Source organism: Sphingomonas sp. 35-24ZXX (assembly GCF_000786215.1).
Taxonomy (GTDB): Bacteria; Pseudomonadota; Alphaproteobacteria; order Sphingomonadales; family Sphingomonadaceae; genus Blastomonas.
This window is the reverse complement of sequence record NZ_JROG01000004.1, coordinates 875,152-891,001: the sequence shown is the minus strand read 5'-3', so window position 1 is coordinate 891,001 and position 15,850 is coordinate 875,152. Positions and strand designations below refer to the sequence as shown.

At 65.0% G+C, this 15,850-nt stretch carries 16 protein-coding genes; 10 read left to right on the top strand and 6 right to left on the bottom strand.

Annotation, left to right across the window (positions count from 1 at the left end):
* Positions 1-180 precede the first annotated feature (180 nt).
* The 3 genes from LI72_RS12360 to LI72_RS12350 are packed head-to-tail and all read left to right on the top strand — an operon-like array spanning position 181 to position 4,425.
* The gene (locus tag LI72_RS12360) at positions 181-894 is read left to right on the top strand and encodes a response regulator transcription factor (RefSeq protein ID WP_033926082.1); all 714 of its coding nucleotides are present in this window, start codon (positions 181-183) and stop codon (positions 892-894) included.
* A complete protein-coding gene (locus tag LI72_RS12355) occupies positions 891-2,225 on the top strand; it encodes a FecR family protein (RefSeq protein ID WP_033926081.1) in 1,335 nt (444 codons plus the stop codon). Before LI72_RS12360 ends, LI72_RS12355 begins: the two co-directional genes overlap by 4 nt.
* Positions 2,218-4,425 carry a CHASE2 domain-containing protein gene (locus LI72_RS12350; RefSeq protein ID WP_033926080.1) on the top strand — a complete coding sequence of 736 codons (2,208 nt, stop codon included), beginning with the start codon at positions 2,218-2,220 and terminating at the stop codon, positions 4,423-4,425. Before LI72_RS12355 ends, LI72_RS12350 begins: the two co-directional genes overlap by 8 nt.
* A gap of 16 nt (positions 4,426-4,441) precedes the next feature.
* Here the strand turns inward: LI72_RS12350 and LI72_RS12345 are convergent, their stop codons facing one another.
* Genes LI72_RS12345 through LI72_RS12335 form a run of 4 tightly spaced genes read right to left on the bottom strand, consistent with a single transcriptional unit; the run spans position 4,442 to position 7,807 of the window.
* The gene (locus LI72_RS12345; RefSeq protein ID WP_033926079.1) at positions 4,442-4,984 is read right to left on the bottom strand and encodes a hypothetical protein; all 543 of its coding nucleotides are present in this window, start codon (positions 4,982-4,984) and stop codon (positions 4,442-4,444) included.
* The gene (locus LI72_RS12340; protein ID WP_033926078.1) at positions 4,981-6,237 is read right to left on the bottom strand and encodes a M20/M25/M40 family metallo-hydrolase; all 1,257 of its coding nucleotides are present in this window, start codon (positions 6,235-6,237) and stop codon (positions 4,981-4,983) included. Before LI72_RS12340 ends, LI72_RS12345 begins: the two co-directional genes overlap by 4 nt.
* Positions 6,238-6,263: 26 nt before the next feature.
* Positions 6,264-6,437, bottom strand: a complete 174-nt coding sequence (locus LI72_RS20330) for a hypothetical protein (RefSeq protein WP_023837985.1) — start codon at positions 6,435-6,437, stop codon at positions 6,264-6,266.
* Positions 6,434-7,807 carry a class II 3-deoxy-7-phosphoheptulonate synthase gene (locus tag LI72_RS12335; protein WP_033926077.1) on the bottom strand — a complete coding sequence of 458 codons (1,374 nt, stop codon included), beginning with the start codon at positions 7,805-7,807 and terminating at the stop codon, positions 6,434-6,436. Before LI72_RS12335 ends, LI72_RS20330 begins: the two co-directional genes overlap by 4 nt.
* Positions 7,808-7,970: 163 nt before the next feature.
* Between LI72_RS12335 and LI72_RS12330 the strand changes: the two genes are divergently transcribed.
* From LI72_RS12330 to LI72_RS12300, 7 genes are all read left to right on the top strand, one after another.
* Positions 7,971-8,471, top strand: a complete 501-nt coding sequence (locus LI72_RS12330) for a YbgC/FadM family acyl-CoA thioesterase (protein WP_033926076.1) — start codon at positions 7,971-7,973, stop codon at positions 8,469-8,471.
* Entirely contained in the window at positions 8,468-9,169 is a 702-nt protein-coding gene (gene tolQ, locus LI72_RS12325) for a protein TolQ (protein ID WP_033926075.1), read from the top strand. Before LI72_RS12330 ends, tolQ begins: the two co-directional genes overlap by 4 nt.
* A complete protein-coding gene (tolR, locus tag LI72_RS12320; protein WP_033926074.1) occupies positions 9,169-9,627 on the top strand; it encodes a protein TolR in 459 nt (152 codons plus the stop codon). Before tolQ ends, tolR begins: the two co-directional genes overlap by 1 nt.
* Positions 9,628-9,663: 36 nt before the next feature.
* Entirely contained in the window at positions 9,664-10,566 is a 903-nt protein-coding gene (locus LI72_RS12315; RefSeq protein ID WP_033926073.1) for a hypothetical protein, read from the top strand.
* 3 nt (positions 10,567-10,569) lie between these two features.
* Positions 10,570-11,901, top strand: a complete 1,332-nt coding sequence (tolB, locus tag LI72_RS12310; RefSeq protein WP_033926072.1) for a Tol-Pal system beta propeller repeat protein TolB — start codon at positions 10,570-10,572, stop codon at positions 11,899-11,901.
* Between the two features lie 211 nt (positions 11,902-12,112).
* The gene (pal, locus tag LI72_RS12305) at positions 12,113-12,631 is read left to right on the top strand and encodes a peptidoglycan-associated lipoprotein Pal (RefSeq protein ID WP_033926071.1); all 519 of its coding nucleotides are present in this window, start codon (positions 12,113-12,115) and stop codon (positions 12,629-12,631) included.
* A 233-nt stretch (positions 12,632-12,864) separates the two neighbouring features.
* Positions 12,865-13,899: a phosphatase PAP2 family protein gene (locus LI72_RS12300; RefSeq protein ID WP_081984875.1), complete on the top strand. Its 1,035-nt coding sequence runs from the start codon at positions 12,865-12,867 to the stop codon at positions 13,897-13,899.
* 34 nt (positions 13,900-13,933) lie between these two features.
* Here the strand turns inward: LI72_RS12300 and LI72_RS12295 are convergent, their stop codons facing one another.
* Both LI72_RS12295 and LI72_RS12290 read right to left on the bottom strand, forming a co-directional pair.
* Positions 13,934-14,416: a DUF3828 domain-containing protein gene (locus LI72_RS12295; protein ID WP_033926069.1), complete on the bottom strand. Its 483-nt coding sequence runs from the start codon at positions 14,414-14,416 to the stop codon at positions 13,934-13,936.
* 975 nt (positions 14,417-15,391) lie between these two features.
* Positions 15,392-15,847, bottom strand: a complete 456-nt coding sequence (locus LI72_RS12290; protein WP_033926068.1) for a DUF3429 domain-containing protein — start codon at positions 15,845-15,847, stop codon at positions 15,392-15,394.
* Positions 15,848-15,850 lie beyond the last annotated feature (3 nt).

Genomic DNA, 15,850 nt, shown 5'->3' with positions numbered 1-15,850 from the left:
TTCAGGGAAAGCGCGCGACTAGCGTATGTCCGACGGGCGGGCAACCGCACCACGATTGCGCCGACTAATGTAAAGCAATGTAAAAACACGTTCAGGGGGACTCGCCAACCACAGCGGAAACAGGCATTTGACTGGTTAACAAGGGTTAAAGCCAACCGGGGCGCAAGTCGGGGGAACTTAATGCGCATCGCGATCGCTGATGATGACAGCACCAGTCTGAACTTTCTTGAAAACGTTGTCATTGGCATGGGGCATATCTGTGCCAAGTTCAACGACGGAGACAGGCTCTCGTCTGCCCTGTTGCGTGACACGTTCGATCTGGTGATGCTCGACTGGAACATGCCCGGCAAGACCGGACTGCAGGTCATCCAGTGGATGCAGACCACCATCGAAACGCCGCCACCGGTCATCATGCTTACCGCGCGCACCGCCAAGCGCGACGTCACCGATGCGCTGAACGCCGGTGCCGACGATTATATCTGCAAGCCCGAAGAGGAAGGCGTGATCGCCGCGCGGATTGCTGCCGTGCTGCGCCGGACCAGCGGCGGCGCAAGCACCGACAAGGTCGCGGAATATGGCGCCTATCGGCTCGACCGCATGGCCCAGACCATCCGGCATCAGGGCGAGGAAATCGTGCTCACCGCCAAGGAATTCGAGCTGGCCGACCTGCTGTTCCGCAACCGCGACCGCACCTTGTCGCGCGCCTATATCATGGAGACGATCTGGCGGACGAGCGCCGATCTTGCGACGCGCACGCTGGACATGCACATCTCGCGCGTCCGCTCCAAGCTCGCGCTGAAGCCCGAGAACGGCTATCGCATCTTCACGGTTTTCGGCTATGGCTATCGCCTGGAAACCATCGATCCGGCCAAGGACCAAGCTGCCACCGAATGACCCTGCGTGCCACGCCGATTTCATGGCTGATGCTGCTGGCGATGGCGTTCGCAGGCATCCTGGCCGTACCCCAATCCGCCCGCGCGCAGGCGGAGCGCACCGATGACGCGATCGTCTATACCGTGCGCAAGGGGGATACGCTGATCAGCCTGGCGCGGGCCTATCTTGTCCGCCAAACCGACTGGAAACAGGTCCAAAGGCTCAACCGTGTCGCCGATCCGCACCGGTTGCCGGTGGCGAGCAGCCTTTCGCTGCCGATCCGGCTGCTGAAATCCCGCCCCGCGACCGCAACCGTCGCCGCTTTTCGCGGCGAAGCACAGGTCGTGCTGCCGGGCCAGGCGGCGCGCGCGGTGACCATGGGCCAGGCCTTGGGCGAAGGCGCCAGGGTCTCGACCGGCCCTGCCTCGTCGCTCTCGCTGGCACTGACCGACGGATCGGTGATCACCCTGCCCTCGAACAGCGCGCTGAGGATTGCACGGCTGCGCAAGCTGCTGATCACCGACAGCATCGACTATGATCTGGCGCTGGAAAGCGGGTCGGTGCGCAGCCGCGTCACCCCGTTTCGCAATCGCGACGACCGCTTTCGCCTGCGCAACCCGATCGCGGTCTCCGCGGTGCGCGGCACCGACTTCCGCAGCCATTATGACGCTGCCACGGCCACCGCGCGCGCCGAGCTGATTGAGGGCGGGATCGGCATCACCGCCGGCGAGGTCGCCAAGGAAACGCGGCTGGCACCCGAGTTCGGCGCCGTGATCGGCCGCACGGGCGGCATCGCGGTGGAACCGTTGCTGCCGGCCCCTGTCGTGACCAGCGGCAGCGGGGTGCAGCGCGCGCCGGCGCTGTCATTCGCCGTCGAGGCCATGCCCGGCGCGGCGCGCTATCGGCTGCTGATCGCGCGCGACAGCGGCTTTGTCGATGTCGTCGAGGATGTGGATGCCAGCGCACCGGACTTCACGCTCGCGGCGCTCCCCAACGGCAACTATTTCGCCCGGTTCACCGCGATTGCCGTCTCCGGTCTTGAGGGCGTGCCCGGCACGGTGGCGTTCCGCCGCCGGCTGGCGACCGCGACCCAGGGCGCGGTGGCGGGCGAAGAGGGCTATGTCTTCCGCTGGACGGGCAGTGGTGAAGGCGTGCGGCGCTACCGGTTCCAGCTGCGCAGTGCCGACAGCGCGGTGTTCATCGTCGACGAGGCCGGGCTATCGGGATCGTCTATCGTGCTGAGCGACCTGCCACCGGGCCGCTATCAGTGGCGGGTGGGCACCACCACGCACAGCGCCGAGGAAATCGACACCGAATGGTCGCAGTTCGAGAGCTTTGCCCTCGATGAATGACCGGAGCGGCGCGGCGGCCCTGCGACGCCGTTTCCGCATCGAATGGGCCTGGGTTGCGGCGCTGGCCACGGCGATCCTGACGGCCGCGGTCCTTGGCCAATGGACCCGGCCCGCCGACGACCTGCTCTATGATGCCGCTATGCGCATTGCGCCTGCGGAAGCCGACTCCGACATTCTGATCATCGCTATCGACGAGCCCAGCCTGGCCGCGCTGGGACGCTGGCCCTGGCCGCGCGGCCTGCATGCGCAGCTGATCGATCGGCTGACAGACGCGCGGGCCGCCTCGGTGACGCTGGACCTCTTGCTGTCGGAGCCGTCGGCCGATGATGCTGCGCTGGCGGCGGCGCTGCAACGATCGGGGCGTGTCCATCTTCCCATGCAGTTCGTGCAGCCGGGCCGCAATGGCAAGGCGTTCGACAGGCTCGACCCGGCACCGCTCCTGGCAAGGGCTGCTGCCGGCACCGGCCATGCCAACACGCCGATCGATGCGGACGGCACCGTCCGTTCTGCCTTGCTGTGTTTCGAACCCGACCCCGCCACGGGACCCGAGCCCCATCTGATGACATTGGGCGCCGACCCAGCCGATGGGCCATCCTGCCTGCAGCCCCAGCGGCTGCGTTTCGTGCCGCCGGAAGGCTTTGCCACCGTGTCGTTCAGCAGCGTGCTGCGCGGTGAGGTGCCCGCGGCGCTGATCACCGGGCGCCGGGTGCTGATCGGCATGACCGCGCAAGGCCTGGGCGATCGCTATCCCGTTCCGGTTGCGGATGGCGGCAACATGCCCGGAGTCGAGATCAATGCCAATATCGCCAATGCGCGCTCCAGCCGGCATTGGGTGCGCCAGCCGCATGCGCTTGCCGCGCTGGCCTTCACCCTCTCCCCGGCGTGGATCCTGCTGATCGCCTTCTGGCGGCTCAGGCCGCGCGCCGTCAATCTTCTGGTGCTGGCGCTCGCGGCGGCCGTGCTGGTGATCAGCATCACCGCGCTGGCCTTTGATCTGTGGATCGCCCCCGGCCCGGCGATGCTCGGCCTTGCCCTTGTCTATCCGCTGTGGGGCTGGCGCAGGCTGCAGGCAACCAGCGACTATATGGCAAGCGAGCTCGCGGCGCTGGAGCGCGAGGAGGCCCTGCCCCTGGGCGGCCCCGGGCCTGCCGATACCGATCATGTCACCCGGCAGGCGGGACAGCTGGCAGGGGCGATCGACCAGCTGCGCGATCTCAAGCGCTTTGTCGGCGACACCCTCGCCGGGCTGCCCGATCCTGCCCTGGTCAGCGACATGAGCGGGCAGATCGTGCTGACCAACGCCGCTGCCGATACAGCCTTCGGCAGCGATCTGGCGGGCAAAGACGCAGCTGCGCTGCTGGCCAGCATGGCCCTGCCGGCGGTATCGTCTGGACTGGCCGCCTATCTCGCCGATCCGGCGCATCGGCATATGGAGTTCGAGACGCGCGACCGGCGCAGCTTCGTGCTGCGGCGTGCGGCGATCGTCAGCGCTGATGGCAGCCTTCGCGGCCATATCGACTATCTGACCGACATCACCGAGATCGCCGAAGCCAGGGCAGAACGCGAGCGGATGCTGCAATTGCTCTCGCACGACATGCGCGCGCCGCAGGCGGCGATTCTGGCGCTGGTCGGGCAGCAGGGCGGTGAGATCGACCGCACACGGATCGCCCGGCATGCGCGCCAGACGCTCACCCTCGCCGACAATTTCGTCGATCTCGCGCGGATGCAGGAACGGCCGTTCGAGCCCGAACCGGTGATCGCCAGCGATCTGGCCAGCGAAGCCGCCGACAGCCTCTGGCCGGTGGCGCAGCAGCGCGGCGTGCAGGTGACGGTGACCGACGAAAGCGACTGCGCCTTTGTCGCGGCCGAACGCGAAAGCCTGTTCCGCGCCTGCGTCAACCTGATCGACAATGCGGTCAAATACAGCCCCGACCGAGGCCAGGTGACGGTGCATGTCGATATCGCAGGCGGAATGGTGCGGATCGCGGTGCGAGACGAGGGCAAGGGCATCGACCCGGCGATCCTGCCGTACCTGTTCCAGCGCTTCGCCAGCGAGCGTGCCGGAACGGCGGTCAAGGGCGTCGGGCTGGGGCTGAACTATGTCGCCGCGGTGGCGGCGCGGCACCAGGGGACGATCGAAGCCATCAACCAGCCCACAGGTGGCGCGCAGTTCATCCTGTCGCTGCCGCTGGACGAATGAGCGCCTGCGGGCAGCTTCAGCGCGGCCCGTCGCGTTCCTGCTGGCGGCTGCCTGAGGGTCGGCCCATCCCGTCGAGCGCGGCGCTGACCAGGTGCGGCAGGCTTTCGGACAAGGCAGCCTTGCAGTGGAATTCGGCCGCAGAGCCCGAATAGGCGATGACGCCGCTGGTCCGCTCGGTCAGCGTGATGCCCAGCCGGTGGTCGCGCCGGGCACAGCCCTTGTTGTTGTCGCGGGTCGCGGCGGGTGCAAGAACAGCGACGGCACGTCCCGCATCATCGCCGGCCTTGAGGTTGGCCGTGGCTGGACGATCCGCCAGTGCAACCGCAAGCAGATAGTCGGCAGCTTCGGCATCACGCCAGCCGCGCTGGCGCAAGCCCGCCACCACCATGTCGCGGGCCTGCACATGTTCGGGCGCAAGATCATCGGGCACCGGGGCCAGCGCAAAACTGGCCGGTGCGGCAACCGCGACAGGGCTGGCTGAATCGATCCGCGTCACCACCGGCGATGCGCATCCGGCCAGCACGGCAGCGGCGGCAGCGATCGGCAGCGCTCGGATCATTTTTTCGACCAGTCCAGATCAGCGACCGCCACCAGCAGCGCGAGGCCCGAAGACAGCCCGCCGACAAAGGCATTGCGTTCGATGTTGACGTATTCGTCGACCGAATGTGCCCGTCCGCCACCGCCGCCGGTGCCGATGGTGATCGCCGGAATGTTGAGGCTCATCGGGATATTGGAATCGGTCGACGATGCCTGCAGCTGGGTCGAATAGCCATGTTCAGCCAGCACCTTGAGGCTGGTGACCACCAGCGGATGGGTATCTGCAGTACTGCCCGCCGGCCGATCGCCGATGCGGGTCTTTTCCGCGCCGACCTCGCCCAGATTGGTCGAGCGGGCAAAGTTTTCCGCCGCGACCGCCTCGTCGACGATGGCGAGGAAGCGCTTTTCCAGCCGGTCCAGCGCCTTGGGATCGGGCGAGCGCATGTCGACCTGAAGCTCGATGCGATCGGGGATCGAATTGACCGAGGTGCCGCCCGAAACGACGCTGGCGGCATAGCTGGTGCGCGGGCTGGCAGGCACATCGGTCTCGTACAGGCGCTTCACTGCATCGGCCATTGCCGCCATCGGGTTGACGATGCCGAACGCGCCATAGCTGTGGCCACCGGGGCCGGTGAACGCGATGTTGTAGCGTTTGGAACCCACCGCCTGGTTGACGATGCGCGCGGGATCGGAACCATCGACCGAGATGAACGCGGCGATCCGGTCCTTGTAGACGTTCTTGGTGAACAGGTGGCGCACCCCGCGCAGGTCGCCCGGGCCCTCCTCGCCCACCGTGGCGACGAACAGGATATCGTGCTTCGTCGGCACCTTGGCAGCATTCAGCGCCCGCACCCAGGCGAGCAGCCCTGCAAGCCCTACGGTATCGTCGCCGACCCCCGGGGCATTGAGCGTATTGCCCTCGCGCCGCACCTTCACATCGGTGCCCTTGGGAAAGACCGTGTCGAGATGGGCGCTGATCACCACCAGCGGGCCACCCGCAGCGCCCGTGCCGCGCCGCAATCCGGTGACATTGCCTTCGGCGTCGGTCGCGACCTCGGTCAGGCCCAGCGCCTTGAACTGCTGTGCGAAATAGACCCCGCGCGCCTGTTCGCCGAACGGCGGCGCGGGAATTTCGGTGATGGTGATCAGTTCCTTGACGATCCGGTCATAATCGCCTGCCAGCGCGGTCTTGGCGGCTGCCGCATCCTGCGCGAAGGCAGGCGCAGCAAGGCTGGCGCCGAGCGCCAGAGCGGCGATGAATGTCCGAAAAGCCATGCGATCCCCTTGTTATGTTTTCTTCGTCAGTCCCGCGTCAGCAGGAAGTAGACGACGTAGAACCACGAGAAGAACCCGTGGATGATCGCCCACAGTACCGATTTGTGCGCGGTATAGCTGATCGCGATGGCCAGCGCGCTGCCGAAGCCGACGCCATTGCGAACGACCTCCTTCTGCACGATGATCCGCCGCTCGCTCATGCTGCGCGCTTGGCCGTCATCGCGACTTCGGCGTTGAGCATCTCGGCCACCTCGAAAGCGACCTCAAGCGACTGCGCCGCGTTGAGGCGCGGGTCGCAATGCGTATGATAGCGGTCGCCCAGCGCCTCGTCGGTGATGGCGATCGCGCCGCCGGTGCATTCGGTGACGTTCTGCCCGGTCATCTCGATGTGGATGCCGCCGGCATGCGTGCCCTCGGCGCGGTGGACCGCGAAGAAGCCGCGCAGCTCCGCCATGATCCGCTCGAACGGCCGTGTCTTGAAGCCGCTCTCGGACTTCACGACATTGCCGTGCATCGGGTCGCACGACCAGATGACCGGATGACCCTCTTGTCTCACCGCGCGCACCAGCGGGGCAAGCCCGGCCTCGACCTTGTCGTGGCCGAAGCGGCTGATCAGCGTCATCCGCCCGGGAATGCGCGCGGGGTTGAGCGTATCGAGCATCGACAGCAACGCGTCGGTCGACAGGCTGGGCCCGCACTTGATGCCGATCGGATTGCCGATGCCGCGCAGGAATTCGACATGCGCCGAACCTTCGAAACGGGTGCGATCGCCGATCCAAAGGAAATGGGCCGAGGTGTCGTACCAGTCGCCGGTCAGCGAATCGCGCCGGGTCATCGCCTCTTCGAACGGCAGCAGCAGCGCCTCATGGCTGGTGTAGAAGCTGGTGCCCTGCAGCTGCGGCACGGTGTCCGGGCTGATGCCGCAGGCGCGCATGAAGTCGAGCGCCTCGCTGATCCGGTCGGCGGTCTGGGCATAGCGGTCCGCCCAGGGGCTGCGGCCCATGAAGTCGTGCATCCACTGCTGCACCTGCTGCAGGCTGGCATAGCCGCCGCTGGCGAAGGCGCGCAGCAGGTTCAGCGTCGCGGCGCTCTGCGAATAGGCGCGCACCATCCGTGCCGGATCGGGCTCGCGCACGGCGGCGTCGAACTCGATGCCGTTGATGTTGTCGCCGAAATAGCTCGGCATTTCGATGTCGCCCTGCCGCTCGGTGGGGGCGGACCGCGGTTTGGCGAACTGCCCGGCCATGCGGCCCAGCTTCACCACCGGGCGCTTCGAGGCGAAGGTCAGCACCACTGCCATCTGCAGCAGCACGCGGAAGGTGTCGCGGATGTTGTTGGGGTGGAACTCGGCAAAGCTCTCGGCGCAATCGCCGCCCTGCAGCAGGAATGCCTCGCCAGCAGCGACGCGCGCCAGTTCCTTTTCCAGGCTGCGCGCCTCGCCGGCAAACACCAGCGGCGGATAATGGCGCAAGGTGGTCTCCGCTTCGGCAAGCGCGGCGGCGTCGCGATACTCCGGAATATGCCGCGCCTCTTGGGTCCGCCAGCTATCAGGTGTCCACTTCACTGCCACGTCATTAACTCCAACACGTCCAACAAGACCAGCCCGGCAATTTACGCCGGGCCGCGCCCCATAGCAATGTCAGGCGGAAAATGCAGCAGCCAAATGGCATTAATGATCACGAGAGCAGCGCAAGCCTTGCCTTTGATGTCGCAAAGACTCTAAGCGATGGCACATGGTCATGATCCCGCCCGACATCATACCGTTCAGCGGCCGGTTTGAAGGCCAGGCGCACTATTTCGCCTGCCGCGTCTATTTCGAGGACACCGATTTTTCCGGCATCGTCTATCATGCCAACTATCTGCGCTATCTGGAGCGCGCCCGGTCCGACATGCTGCGCTGCCTGGGGGTCGAGCAGCGCGCGACGCACGATTCCGGCGGCGGGGTCTATGCCGTGGCCGACATGCGCTTGCGCTTCGTGCGTCCGGCCAAAATGGACGATGACCTGGTTGTGATGAGCCAGATCACACGTTTGCGGGCAGCAGCGTGCATCATTCATCAACGAGTCATCCGACGCGGCCAATCTGTCATCGATTCCTTCGAGACACTGCTGGAGGCAGAGGTTACCGCAGCATTCATCAATCCCGAAGGACGCCCCATCCGCCAGCCCCGCGCCTGGATGGATGCATTCAACGCCATTCTCGATCCCGACCAGAAAGACAGATCCCCGCTATGATCGATACCATGGGCATTACCCCGGATGCCGTCACCCTGTCGCCGCTCAAGCTGTTCATGGAGGCCGATCTCGTCGTCAAGGCGGTGATGATCGGGCTGGCGCTGGCCAGCATCTGGACCTGGACCATCATCATCAGCTTCGGCCTGAAGATCGGCAAGATCGGCCGCGACAATGCCGCCTTCGAGCAGGATTTCTGGAAGGCGGGCGATATCGACGCCTTCTACAAGGCGCGCGGCCATGAAACCCTGCCCAGCGCGCGGGTGCTGGCGGCGGGCGTCGGCGAGTGGCGGCGCACCACCAAGGGCAAGGTGACCGACCGCGACGGCGCACGCCAGCGGCTGGCCACGGCCATGCAGTCGAGCGTCGGGCACGAGATCGACACCTTGTCCGACAGGCTGAACTTCCTCGCCACCGTGGGGTCGGTCGCGCCGTTCGTCGGCCTGTTCGGAACCGTCTGGGGCATCATGCGCAGCTTCACCGCGATCGCCGCCGAGCAGAACAGTTCGCTCGCGGTCGTCGCCCCCGGCATCGCCGAAGCCCTGTTCGCCACCGCGATCGGCCTGTTCGCCGCCATTCCCGCGGTCATCGCCTACAACCGCTTCTCGCACCGGCTGAACAAGCTGGAAGGCAAGCTCTTCCGCTTCTCCGACGCCTTTCATGGCGAGCTCAGCCGCGAGCTGGAAAAGGAAATCTTCTGATGGGCATGTCGGTAGGTCCATCGGGCGGCGGCGGACGGCGCGGCCGATCGCGCGCGCCAATTGCAGAGATAAATGTCACGCCGTTCGTCGACGTGATGCTGGTGCTGCTGATCATCTTCATGGTCACCGCGCCGTTGCTGGTCGCTGGCGTGCCGATTGATCTGCCCGACAGCCGCGCCAACGCGCTGGAGCAGGAAAAGGAACCGATCCAGATCTCGCTCGATGCCGAAGGCCAGCCGTTCATCGATGACACGCCGGTATCGCAGGAAGAGCTGCCCGCTGCGCTGGAAGCGATCCGCAGTGAGCGCGGCGAAGACAATGGCGATGCGCCGCAGGTGATGCTGCGCGCCGACCGCACGCTCGATTACGGCAAGGTCATGCTGGTGATGGGCGAGCTGAACCGCGCGGGTCTCAACCGCGTATCGCTGGTCACGACGGGTTCATCCGACCGCGAATAACCCGATTTTTTGCGACGAAAGGTTCAGGCATACGGGATGGAAAGAAGCGAGCGTCTTGGGCTGTCGGTGGCGGTTGTCGGCCATGTCGCGCTGTTTGCCGCGCTGTCGCTGGGCATCGCCAGCCGCAGCGAGCTGAAGATGCCGACCGAGCCGCTGACGGTGACGCTGACCGACGAGGTCGGGCTGGTGTCGCAATCGCCCTCGCCCAACACCGAGGCGGCGACCGCCACCGCGCCGGAAATCGCGCCCGAGATCGAGAAGGCTGCGCCCGTGCAGGAGCCCGAGCCTGCCCCCACGCCACCGGTCAAGCGGCCCGAACCGCCCGCGCCCAAGGCGATCGAGCGCCCGTCCCCGCCCAAGCCCAAGGCCGCGGAAAAGCCCCGCCCCGCACCGGTGCCCAAGCCCGCGCGCAGCACGCCGCCGCCGCCTGCCAAGCCACAGCCCAAGGCGGCAGAAAAGCCCAAGCCCGCGCCGCCCAGGGACACCTCGGAACGCCGCCGTCCTGACCGGCCCGCCGCCAAGCCGGCCGCCCAGGCGCCGCGCGCGCCGCGCATCGGCAAGGATTTTCTGGAAGGCGTGACCGACAAGGCCTCGACCAGCCGCTCGCAGACCCCGCCCGCAGCGGCGGCCGGCCCCGCCGTCGTTGCCTCGCTGCAGCGCGAGCTGCTGCGCCAGGTCAAGCCGCACTGGGTGCCGCCCACCGGCGCGGATGCGGAACTTTTGCGTACCAGGGTCGTCGTCCGTCTGGATGAGCAGGGCAATATCGTCGGCACGCCCAGCGCGTCCACCACCGGGGTCAACGCCAGCAACCGCGCGCAGGAGGCGCTGCACAAGGAACGCGCCATCGCCGCCGTCCGCCGCGCCGCGCCGTTCAAGTTCCCCGCGCAATATTATTCGGAATGGCAGACCATCGAACCAACTTTCTATCTGGGATTGTAAAACATGCGGAAGACAACGCTCTCCAAAATCGCTCTGATCGCCGCAGCTGGGTGGGCGTTGACCAGCCCCGCCTATGCCCAGCTGGCAGTGGATGTCGACAATGCCGGCAATGCCGATCTGGTGATCGCGGTGCCTGCCCTGCCCACCCCGCAGAGCGAGAGCACGCTGGCGGGCACCACCGAGGACCTGGGCAACCGGATCAGCGACGTCATCGCCTCGGACCTCGACCGATCGGGTCTGTTCAAGCCGATCGGCCGCAATGCGGTCAAGCGCATTACCGTGGACGAGGTCACCGCGCCGACCTTTCCCTATTGGCAGGGCCGCAGCGCCGCCGCGCTGATCCAGGGCTTTGTCCGATCGAACGGTGACGGCAAGATCACCGTCGGCTGCTATCTCTATGATGTGGCGCTGGGCAGCGAGCTGACCCGTCAGGGCTTTGTCGTGGAGCCTGCGGACTGGCGCCGCGCGGCGCACAAATGCGCCGACTCCATCTACTCACGGCTGTCGGGCGAAAGCCCGTTCTTCGACAGCCGGATTGCCTATATCGCCGAAACCGGCCCCAAGGGGAACCGCACCAAGCGCCTCGCCATCATGGATTCGGACGGTGCCAACCACCGCTTCATCACCAACGGCCAGTCGACCGCGCTGACGCCGCGCTTTTCCCCCGACTACAAGCAGATCGCGTATCTGAGCTATCTCGACGGCAACCCGCGCATCTATGTCTATGATGTGGGCACCGGCCGCCAGCGGCTGGTCACGCAGAGCCGCAACCCCACCTTCGCGCCGCGCTGGTCGCCCGATGGCCGCTATCTGCTCTATTCGATGGCGATCGGCGGCAATACCGACATCTACAAGATCCCGGTCGAGGGCGGCACGCCGATCCGGCTGACGGACGGCCCCGGCATCGATGTCGGCGGCAGCTTCTCGCCCGATGGCAACCAGATCGTGTTCGAGAGCGATCGCAGCGGCGGCCAGCAGCTTTATGTGATGAACGCAGACGGCTCAAACCAGCGCAGGATCAGCTTTGGCGGCGGACGCTATGCCACCCCCGAGTGGAGCCCGCGCGGCGACCTGATTGCCTTCACCAAGATGCAGGGCAATTTCCGCATCGGGGTGATGAGCCCCTCGGGTGGCGGCGAGCGGTTGCTGACCAACAGCTGGCAGGATGAGGCGCCGACCTGGGCGCCCAACGGCCGCGTCATCCAGTTCTTCCGCACCGGCCGCGGCGCGGTGAGCTCGACCGTGTGGCAAGTCGATCTGACCGGCTCCAACGAGCGGCGCCTGCCGACGCCGGTCGATGGGTCCGACCCGTCTTGGGGCCCGATCCTGCCATGATCCGTGCAAATCCTGCGCTGCACGACAGATTTTGCGGCAAGGGGGTTTACCTCGGCGGCAAAGCGAGTCACGGTTCGTCGCAGTTACGGGTTGTACTGTCATCACGGGCCGGTTCGCGCCGATCCAGCCTAGCCATTCCCCCATGGAATCCGCGCTGTAACCGGCAGACCCCGGCAGCGTTGGTCCTCCCCTTGAAAGAAGGAGCTGCTCGATGAGAACTGTCCGCAACACGCTGATCCTCGCCACGGCCGTCATTGCGCTGGGCGCATGCGCCAAGAAGGCCCCGCCCGAGCTGCCCCCCGCGCCCGGCCCGGCGGTCGACAATTCGATGGGGCAGGACAATTCGAACGTCGGCAATGTCGCCGTTCCGGGCAGCCAGGCCGATTTCCTTGCCAAGGTCCGCTCCGACCGCATCCTGTTCGACCTCGACCGCTACAATGTCGACAGCGATGACCAGATCACCCTGCAGAGCCAGGCGCAGTGGCTGAGCCAGTATCCCAACAAGCAGGCGATCATCGAAGGCCATGCCGACGAACGCGGCACCCGCGACTACAACCTTGCGCTGGGCGAACGCCGCGCCAATGCCGCGAAGAACTATCTGGTGTCGCTGGGCGTCAGCGAATCGCGTCTGCGCGTCGTCAGCTACGGCAAGGAACGCCCCGCCGCGATGGGATCGGACGAAAGCTCCTGGGCCCAGAACCGCCGCGCAGTGACGGTAACGATCGACTGATTTTTTCCCGAAAGGGCTGAGTTTCAAGAAGGGCTGGCCGCGTCGAGCGGCTGGCCCTTTTTATTTGCAACAAACCCTTCAATATGAACTCATTTTGCCGCAGAAGTCTTGGGCCATTAGTGTTTCATTGAATATTTTACATCAATCAAGCCGCCAACAAATATGTACGAATTTACCCCCATTCTTGTTTCTTTGTCGGGAGACTGAAGCAAGTTATTCATCTCGGAGCACGCATGGACGATTTATTGAAGAATGTGTCGAAAGATCGGTCATTCTACTTTCTGATCAGCGGCTTCATGCTGGTAGCATTCCTGGCGGCGTTGGCGTTGGGCGACCTCAAATGGTTCATCCCCGGCGTGTATTTCTTCCGATGGACGCGGGTCGTTCCCGTGGTGCTATCGGTGATCGTGGTCTATTTTGCGATCCGGTCCCTCGCATCGCCAACACCGATCGAGCACTTGCTCGGTAAGTTGAAGGCGTTCTTTCGCGACCGTGCAGCGGGGCTGGTGCTGTTTTCGTGCATCGCAATTTTCCATGGGACGTTCACGTCGCTGAAATCGATGCTGCCAGAACTCCATCCCTTTGCATTCGACCCGGCGATTGCCGATCTGGATGAACTGTTGCACGCCGGACCGGCCTGGATGCAGGTGCGGTTTCTGGACAGCCTCACCGGGGTGATCCAGTTCCTCTATGGCACAACCTGGTTCATGCTGGTGACCGGCTTCACCTTTGCCATGTGCGTTGCCAATCCCAGCCGGCTACGCAGCCAGTATATCTGGACGTTCCTGTTATGCTGGACCGTGCTGGGGATCGTCATTGCCGGGTGCTTCATGTCCGCTGGCCCTGTGTTCTACGACCGATTGCTGGACGAAGACCGGTTCGTGGGACTGACCGCGCATCTGACATCTACGATGGCGGAAAAGGGCGTTTCCTTGAACTATCCCGAATTGCTGTGGACAGCCTATGCGACCAAGACTGCGGGCCTTGGCACCGGCATCTCGGCTTTTCCCAGCCTGCACCTGGCGATGTCGACGCTGTTCTTCCTCGCCGCCCATCGGTTCAACCGCGTGCTCGGCTGGGTGATGCTGGGCTATCTGGTCATGACCATGCTGGGGTCCATCCATCTGGGCTGGCATTACGCGGTGGACGGCTATTTTTCGATCATCGCCACCACGGCAATTTGGAAAATGGTCGGGGTGCGATTGAAAATCGCGGAACAGCAGACCGATGGACCATTCGGCACATGGGCACCGGCAGCAGGCAACTAAACCATGCGCACGTGGCCCTCGGCGATGGCAAGAACTATCGCAGCCCCGCCCGCAGCTTCGCCACAAAGCTCTTAGTCGACGGTGTCGTGATATCCGCGACATACCAGGTGCCCTTGGCCTGTATCAGGTCAACCGAATAGCGGACCGGGCCGAAGTTGCGCATCTGCACGGTGACGCGCGCGCCGGACTTGCCGGTGGCGACAACATTGGCGCTGACGAGCTTGTAGTCGGTGCCGGTGTCCTGACAGTCGCAAAAGGGAACGGCGTCGATCACGCAGATTCCGCCGCCTGCTTCGGCGCAGGCGTCGTCCTTGGCAATCAGGGCTTTCAGCGCAGGGGCATAGCGGACGGTGCGGTAGTCGAAGTCACCCGGAAGCTTGGCGTAGATGCTTTCGACATAGGCCTTGGCCGCAGACAGATCGCTGGAAGGAGCAGGCTTAGCCGCCATTGCAGGGACAGCGGCCGACATCGCGGCAACGAGGACAACGACGCTTGTCCGGGCGATCAGGTGCTTCATGCTATTCCCCGCTGTTGTGCATGGCCGGGCGGCGATGTCGAATAGCCCAGCGCCGGAGCGCTGCATAGGCCATGACTGGATGGCCAGAGCATGAAACGCAAAACGGGGGCCGACATTGCTGTCGGCCCCCACTGCGCCTGTTGGGATATTCGAGGCTTTGTCCGTAGCCCTGAAGGCGGTGTCCCGCCTCTGTGTGGTCCGTCTGCTGCGCCGCAAGCGGTGGAGCGGACGTGTCCGGATCGGGCTTTCGGTGCGGCATTTGCATTTCTGCGCCTGTCGCTTCGGCCATCGACAAACCTTCCCAGGCGTCCGGCTTCGCGCGAGGCCCGGTTCCCTTTGGTCCGAAGACCGGTGGACCCGGGTCCGCGCTCTGCCTGACACCCCCTCTTCATGAACCCGGTTCAGATCATCCGGCCCGGCAGCACCATCCCGAAAGATCGTGCGCGTTAACCGCCTGTCCTAACCCGCATCGCACGGAGGCGAGGGCATCGCACCGGCTGGCCGCTCCATCCGGGACGTGCGCCCCGCATCTTGCCTGCCTGCCGATCATCATCCGTCCATCCGAACCTTTCAGACCACCTGATCCGCACTTCCGCATCGCTGCTTCCGCGCAGCCGGGCCATCCTTTCCAGCCTGTGCATAACACCGGCTTTCATCCTTCGCCGAAATTGTTGCCAATCTCCGCTCCGGGCGGTCTCTCCGGCCGTTCCAACTTTGTCTTACATCGCTGTAAAAACTCGGTTTTTCCGCCCTTCAGCCCGCTTTCCGTCTGTCCTTCCGACCTGTTCAAGGTCTCACGACACCCGAGTCGCAGCCAGCGAAAATGCATGAGTTATCCACAGACCGCGCAGGTTCGCTGTGGATAAAATGGTGGATAGCAATGGATTAAGCCGTCCCGGATGGATTGTTTCATCGCGGTGTAACAATCGCGTTTCGGGCGGCCCGCCAGCACAGTCGATTCGCGCGCAACGCCAGTCAGCCGATGGCCCCCATGGGCACGACCGCGATCAGGACCAGGCACGCCATCACGAACGCCGTGACTCGTGCCCGCATCGTGCCGTAGGCGGCGTCGGTCGCGCCCGCCTCGACCGCCCGGCGATCCAGCCAGTACAGCACGCCGAAGCCGATCGCGAACAGCAGGGCCGCCTCGTTGAACGGCACGAACCAGAGCGCGGCGCAGGTCGCCAGCACCACGACATTGCTGGCGATGAGCAGATTGGGGCTCACTTTCTGCGGGGCGACGACCTGAATACCCCACAGCGTTCCCGCCATGAACATCAGGATGGTGAACGCCCAGTAGCAGGTCAGGTTGGCGGCGTTGACATCGCCATAGCCGGTGATGTGGCACGAGGCGCCTGCAAGGAACGGCAGCGCGCCTGCATAGGTCAGGCCCTGCATCAGCGTGCGATTGTGACCCGCTGCCCGCTCCATGAC

Excerpts from the sequence above, each read along its gene's own strand:
- LI72_RS12300 (WP_081984875.1), top strand. The coding sequence starts at position 12,865 with ATGGACGATTTATTGAAGAATGTGTCGAAAGATCGGTCATTCTACTTT.
- LI72_RS12355 (WP_033926081.1), top strand. The coding sequence starts at position 891 with ATGACCCTGCGTGCCACGCCGATTTCATGGCTGATGCTGCTGGCGATG.
- tolQ (WP_033926075.1), top strand. The coding sequence starts at position 8,468 with ATGATCGATACCATGGGCATTACCCCGGATGCCGTCACCCTGTCGCCG.
- LI72_RS20330 (WP_023837985.1), bottom strand. The coding sequence starts at position 6,437 with ATGAGCGAGCGGCGGATCATCGTGCAGAAGGAGGTCGTTCGCAATGGC.
- tolB (WP_033926072.1), top strand. The coding sequence starts at position 10,570 with ATGCGGAAGACAACGCTCTCCAAAATCGCTCTGATCGCCGCAGCTGGG.
- LI72_RS12340 (WP_033926078.1), bottom strand. The coding sequence starts at position 6,237 with ATGGCTTTTCGGACATTCATCGCCGCTCTGGCGCTCGGCGCCAGCCTT.
- LI72_RS12290 (WP_033926068.1), bottom strand. The coding sequence starts at position 15,847 with ATGGAGCGGGCAGCGGGTCACAATCGCACGCTGATGCAGGGCCTGACC.
- tolR (WP_033926074.1), top strand. The coding sequence starts at position 9,169 with ATGGGCATGTCGGTAGGTCCATCGGGCGGCGGCGGACGGCGCGGCCGA.
- LI72_RS12330 (WP_033926076.1), top strand. The coding sequence starts at position 7,971 with ATGGTCATGATCCCGCCCGACATCATACCGTTCAGCGGCCGGTTTGAA.
- LI72_RS12345 (WP_033926079.1), bottom strand. The coding sequence starts at position 4,984 with ATGATCCGAGCGCTGCCGATCGCTGCCGCCGCTGCCGTGCTGGCCGGA.
- LI72_RS12315 (WP_033926073.1), top strand. The coding sequence starts at position 9,664 with ATGGAAAGAAGCGAGCGTCTTGGGCTGTCGGTGGCGGTTGTCGGCCAT.
- pal (WP_033926071.1), top strand. The coding sequence starts at position 12,113 with ATGAGAACTGTCCGCAACACGCTGATCCTCGCCACGGCCGTCATTGCG.
- LI72_RS12350 (WP_033926080.1), top strand. The coding sequence starts at position 2,218 with ATGAATGACCGGAGCGGCGCGGCGGCCCTGCGACGCCGTTTCCGCATC.
- LI72_RS12360 (WP_033926082.1), top strand. The coding sequence starts at position 181 with ATGCGCATCGCGATCGCTGATGATGACAGCACCAGTCTGAACTTTCTT.
- LI72_RS12295 (WP_033926069.1), bottom strand. The coding sequence starts at position 14,416 with ATGAAGCACCTGATCGCCCGGACAAGCGTCGTTGTCCTCGTTGCCGCG.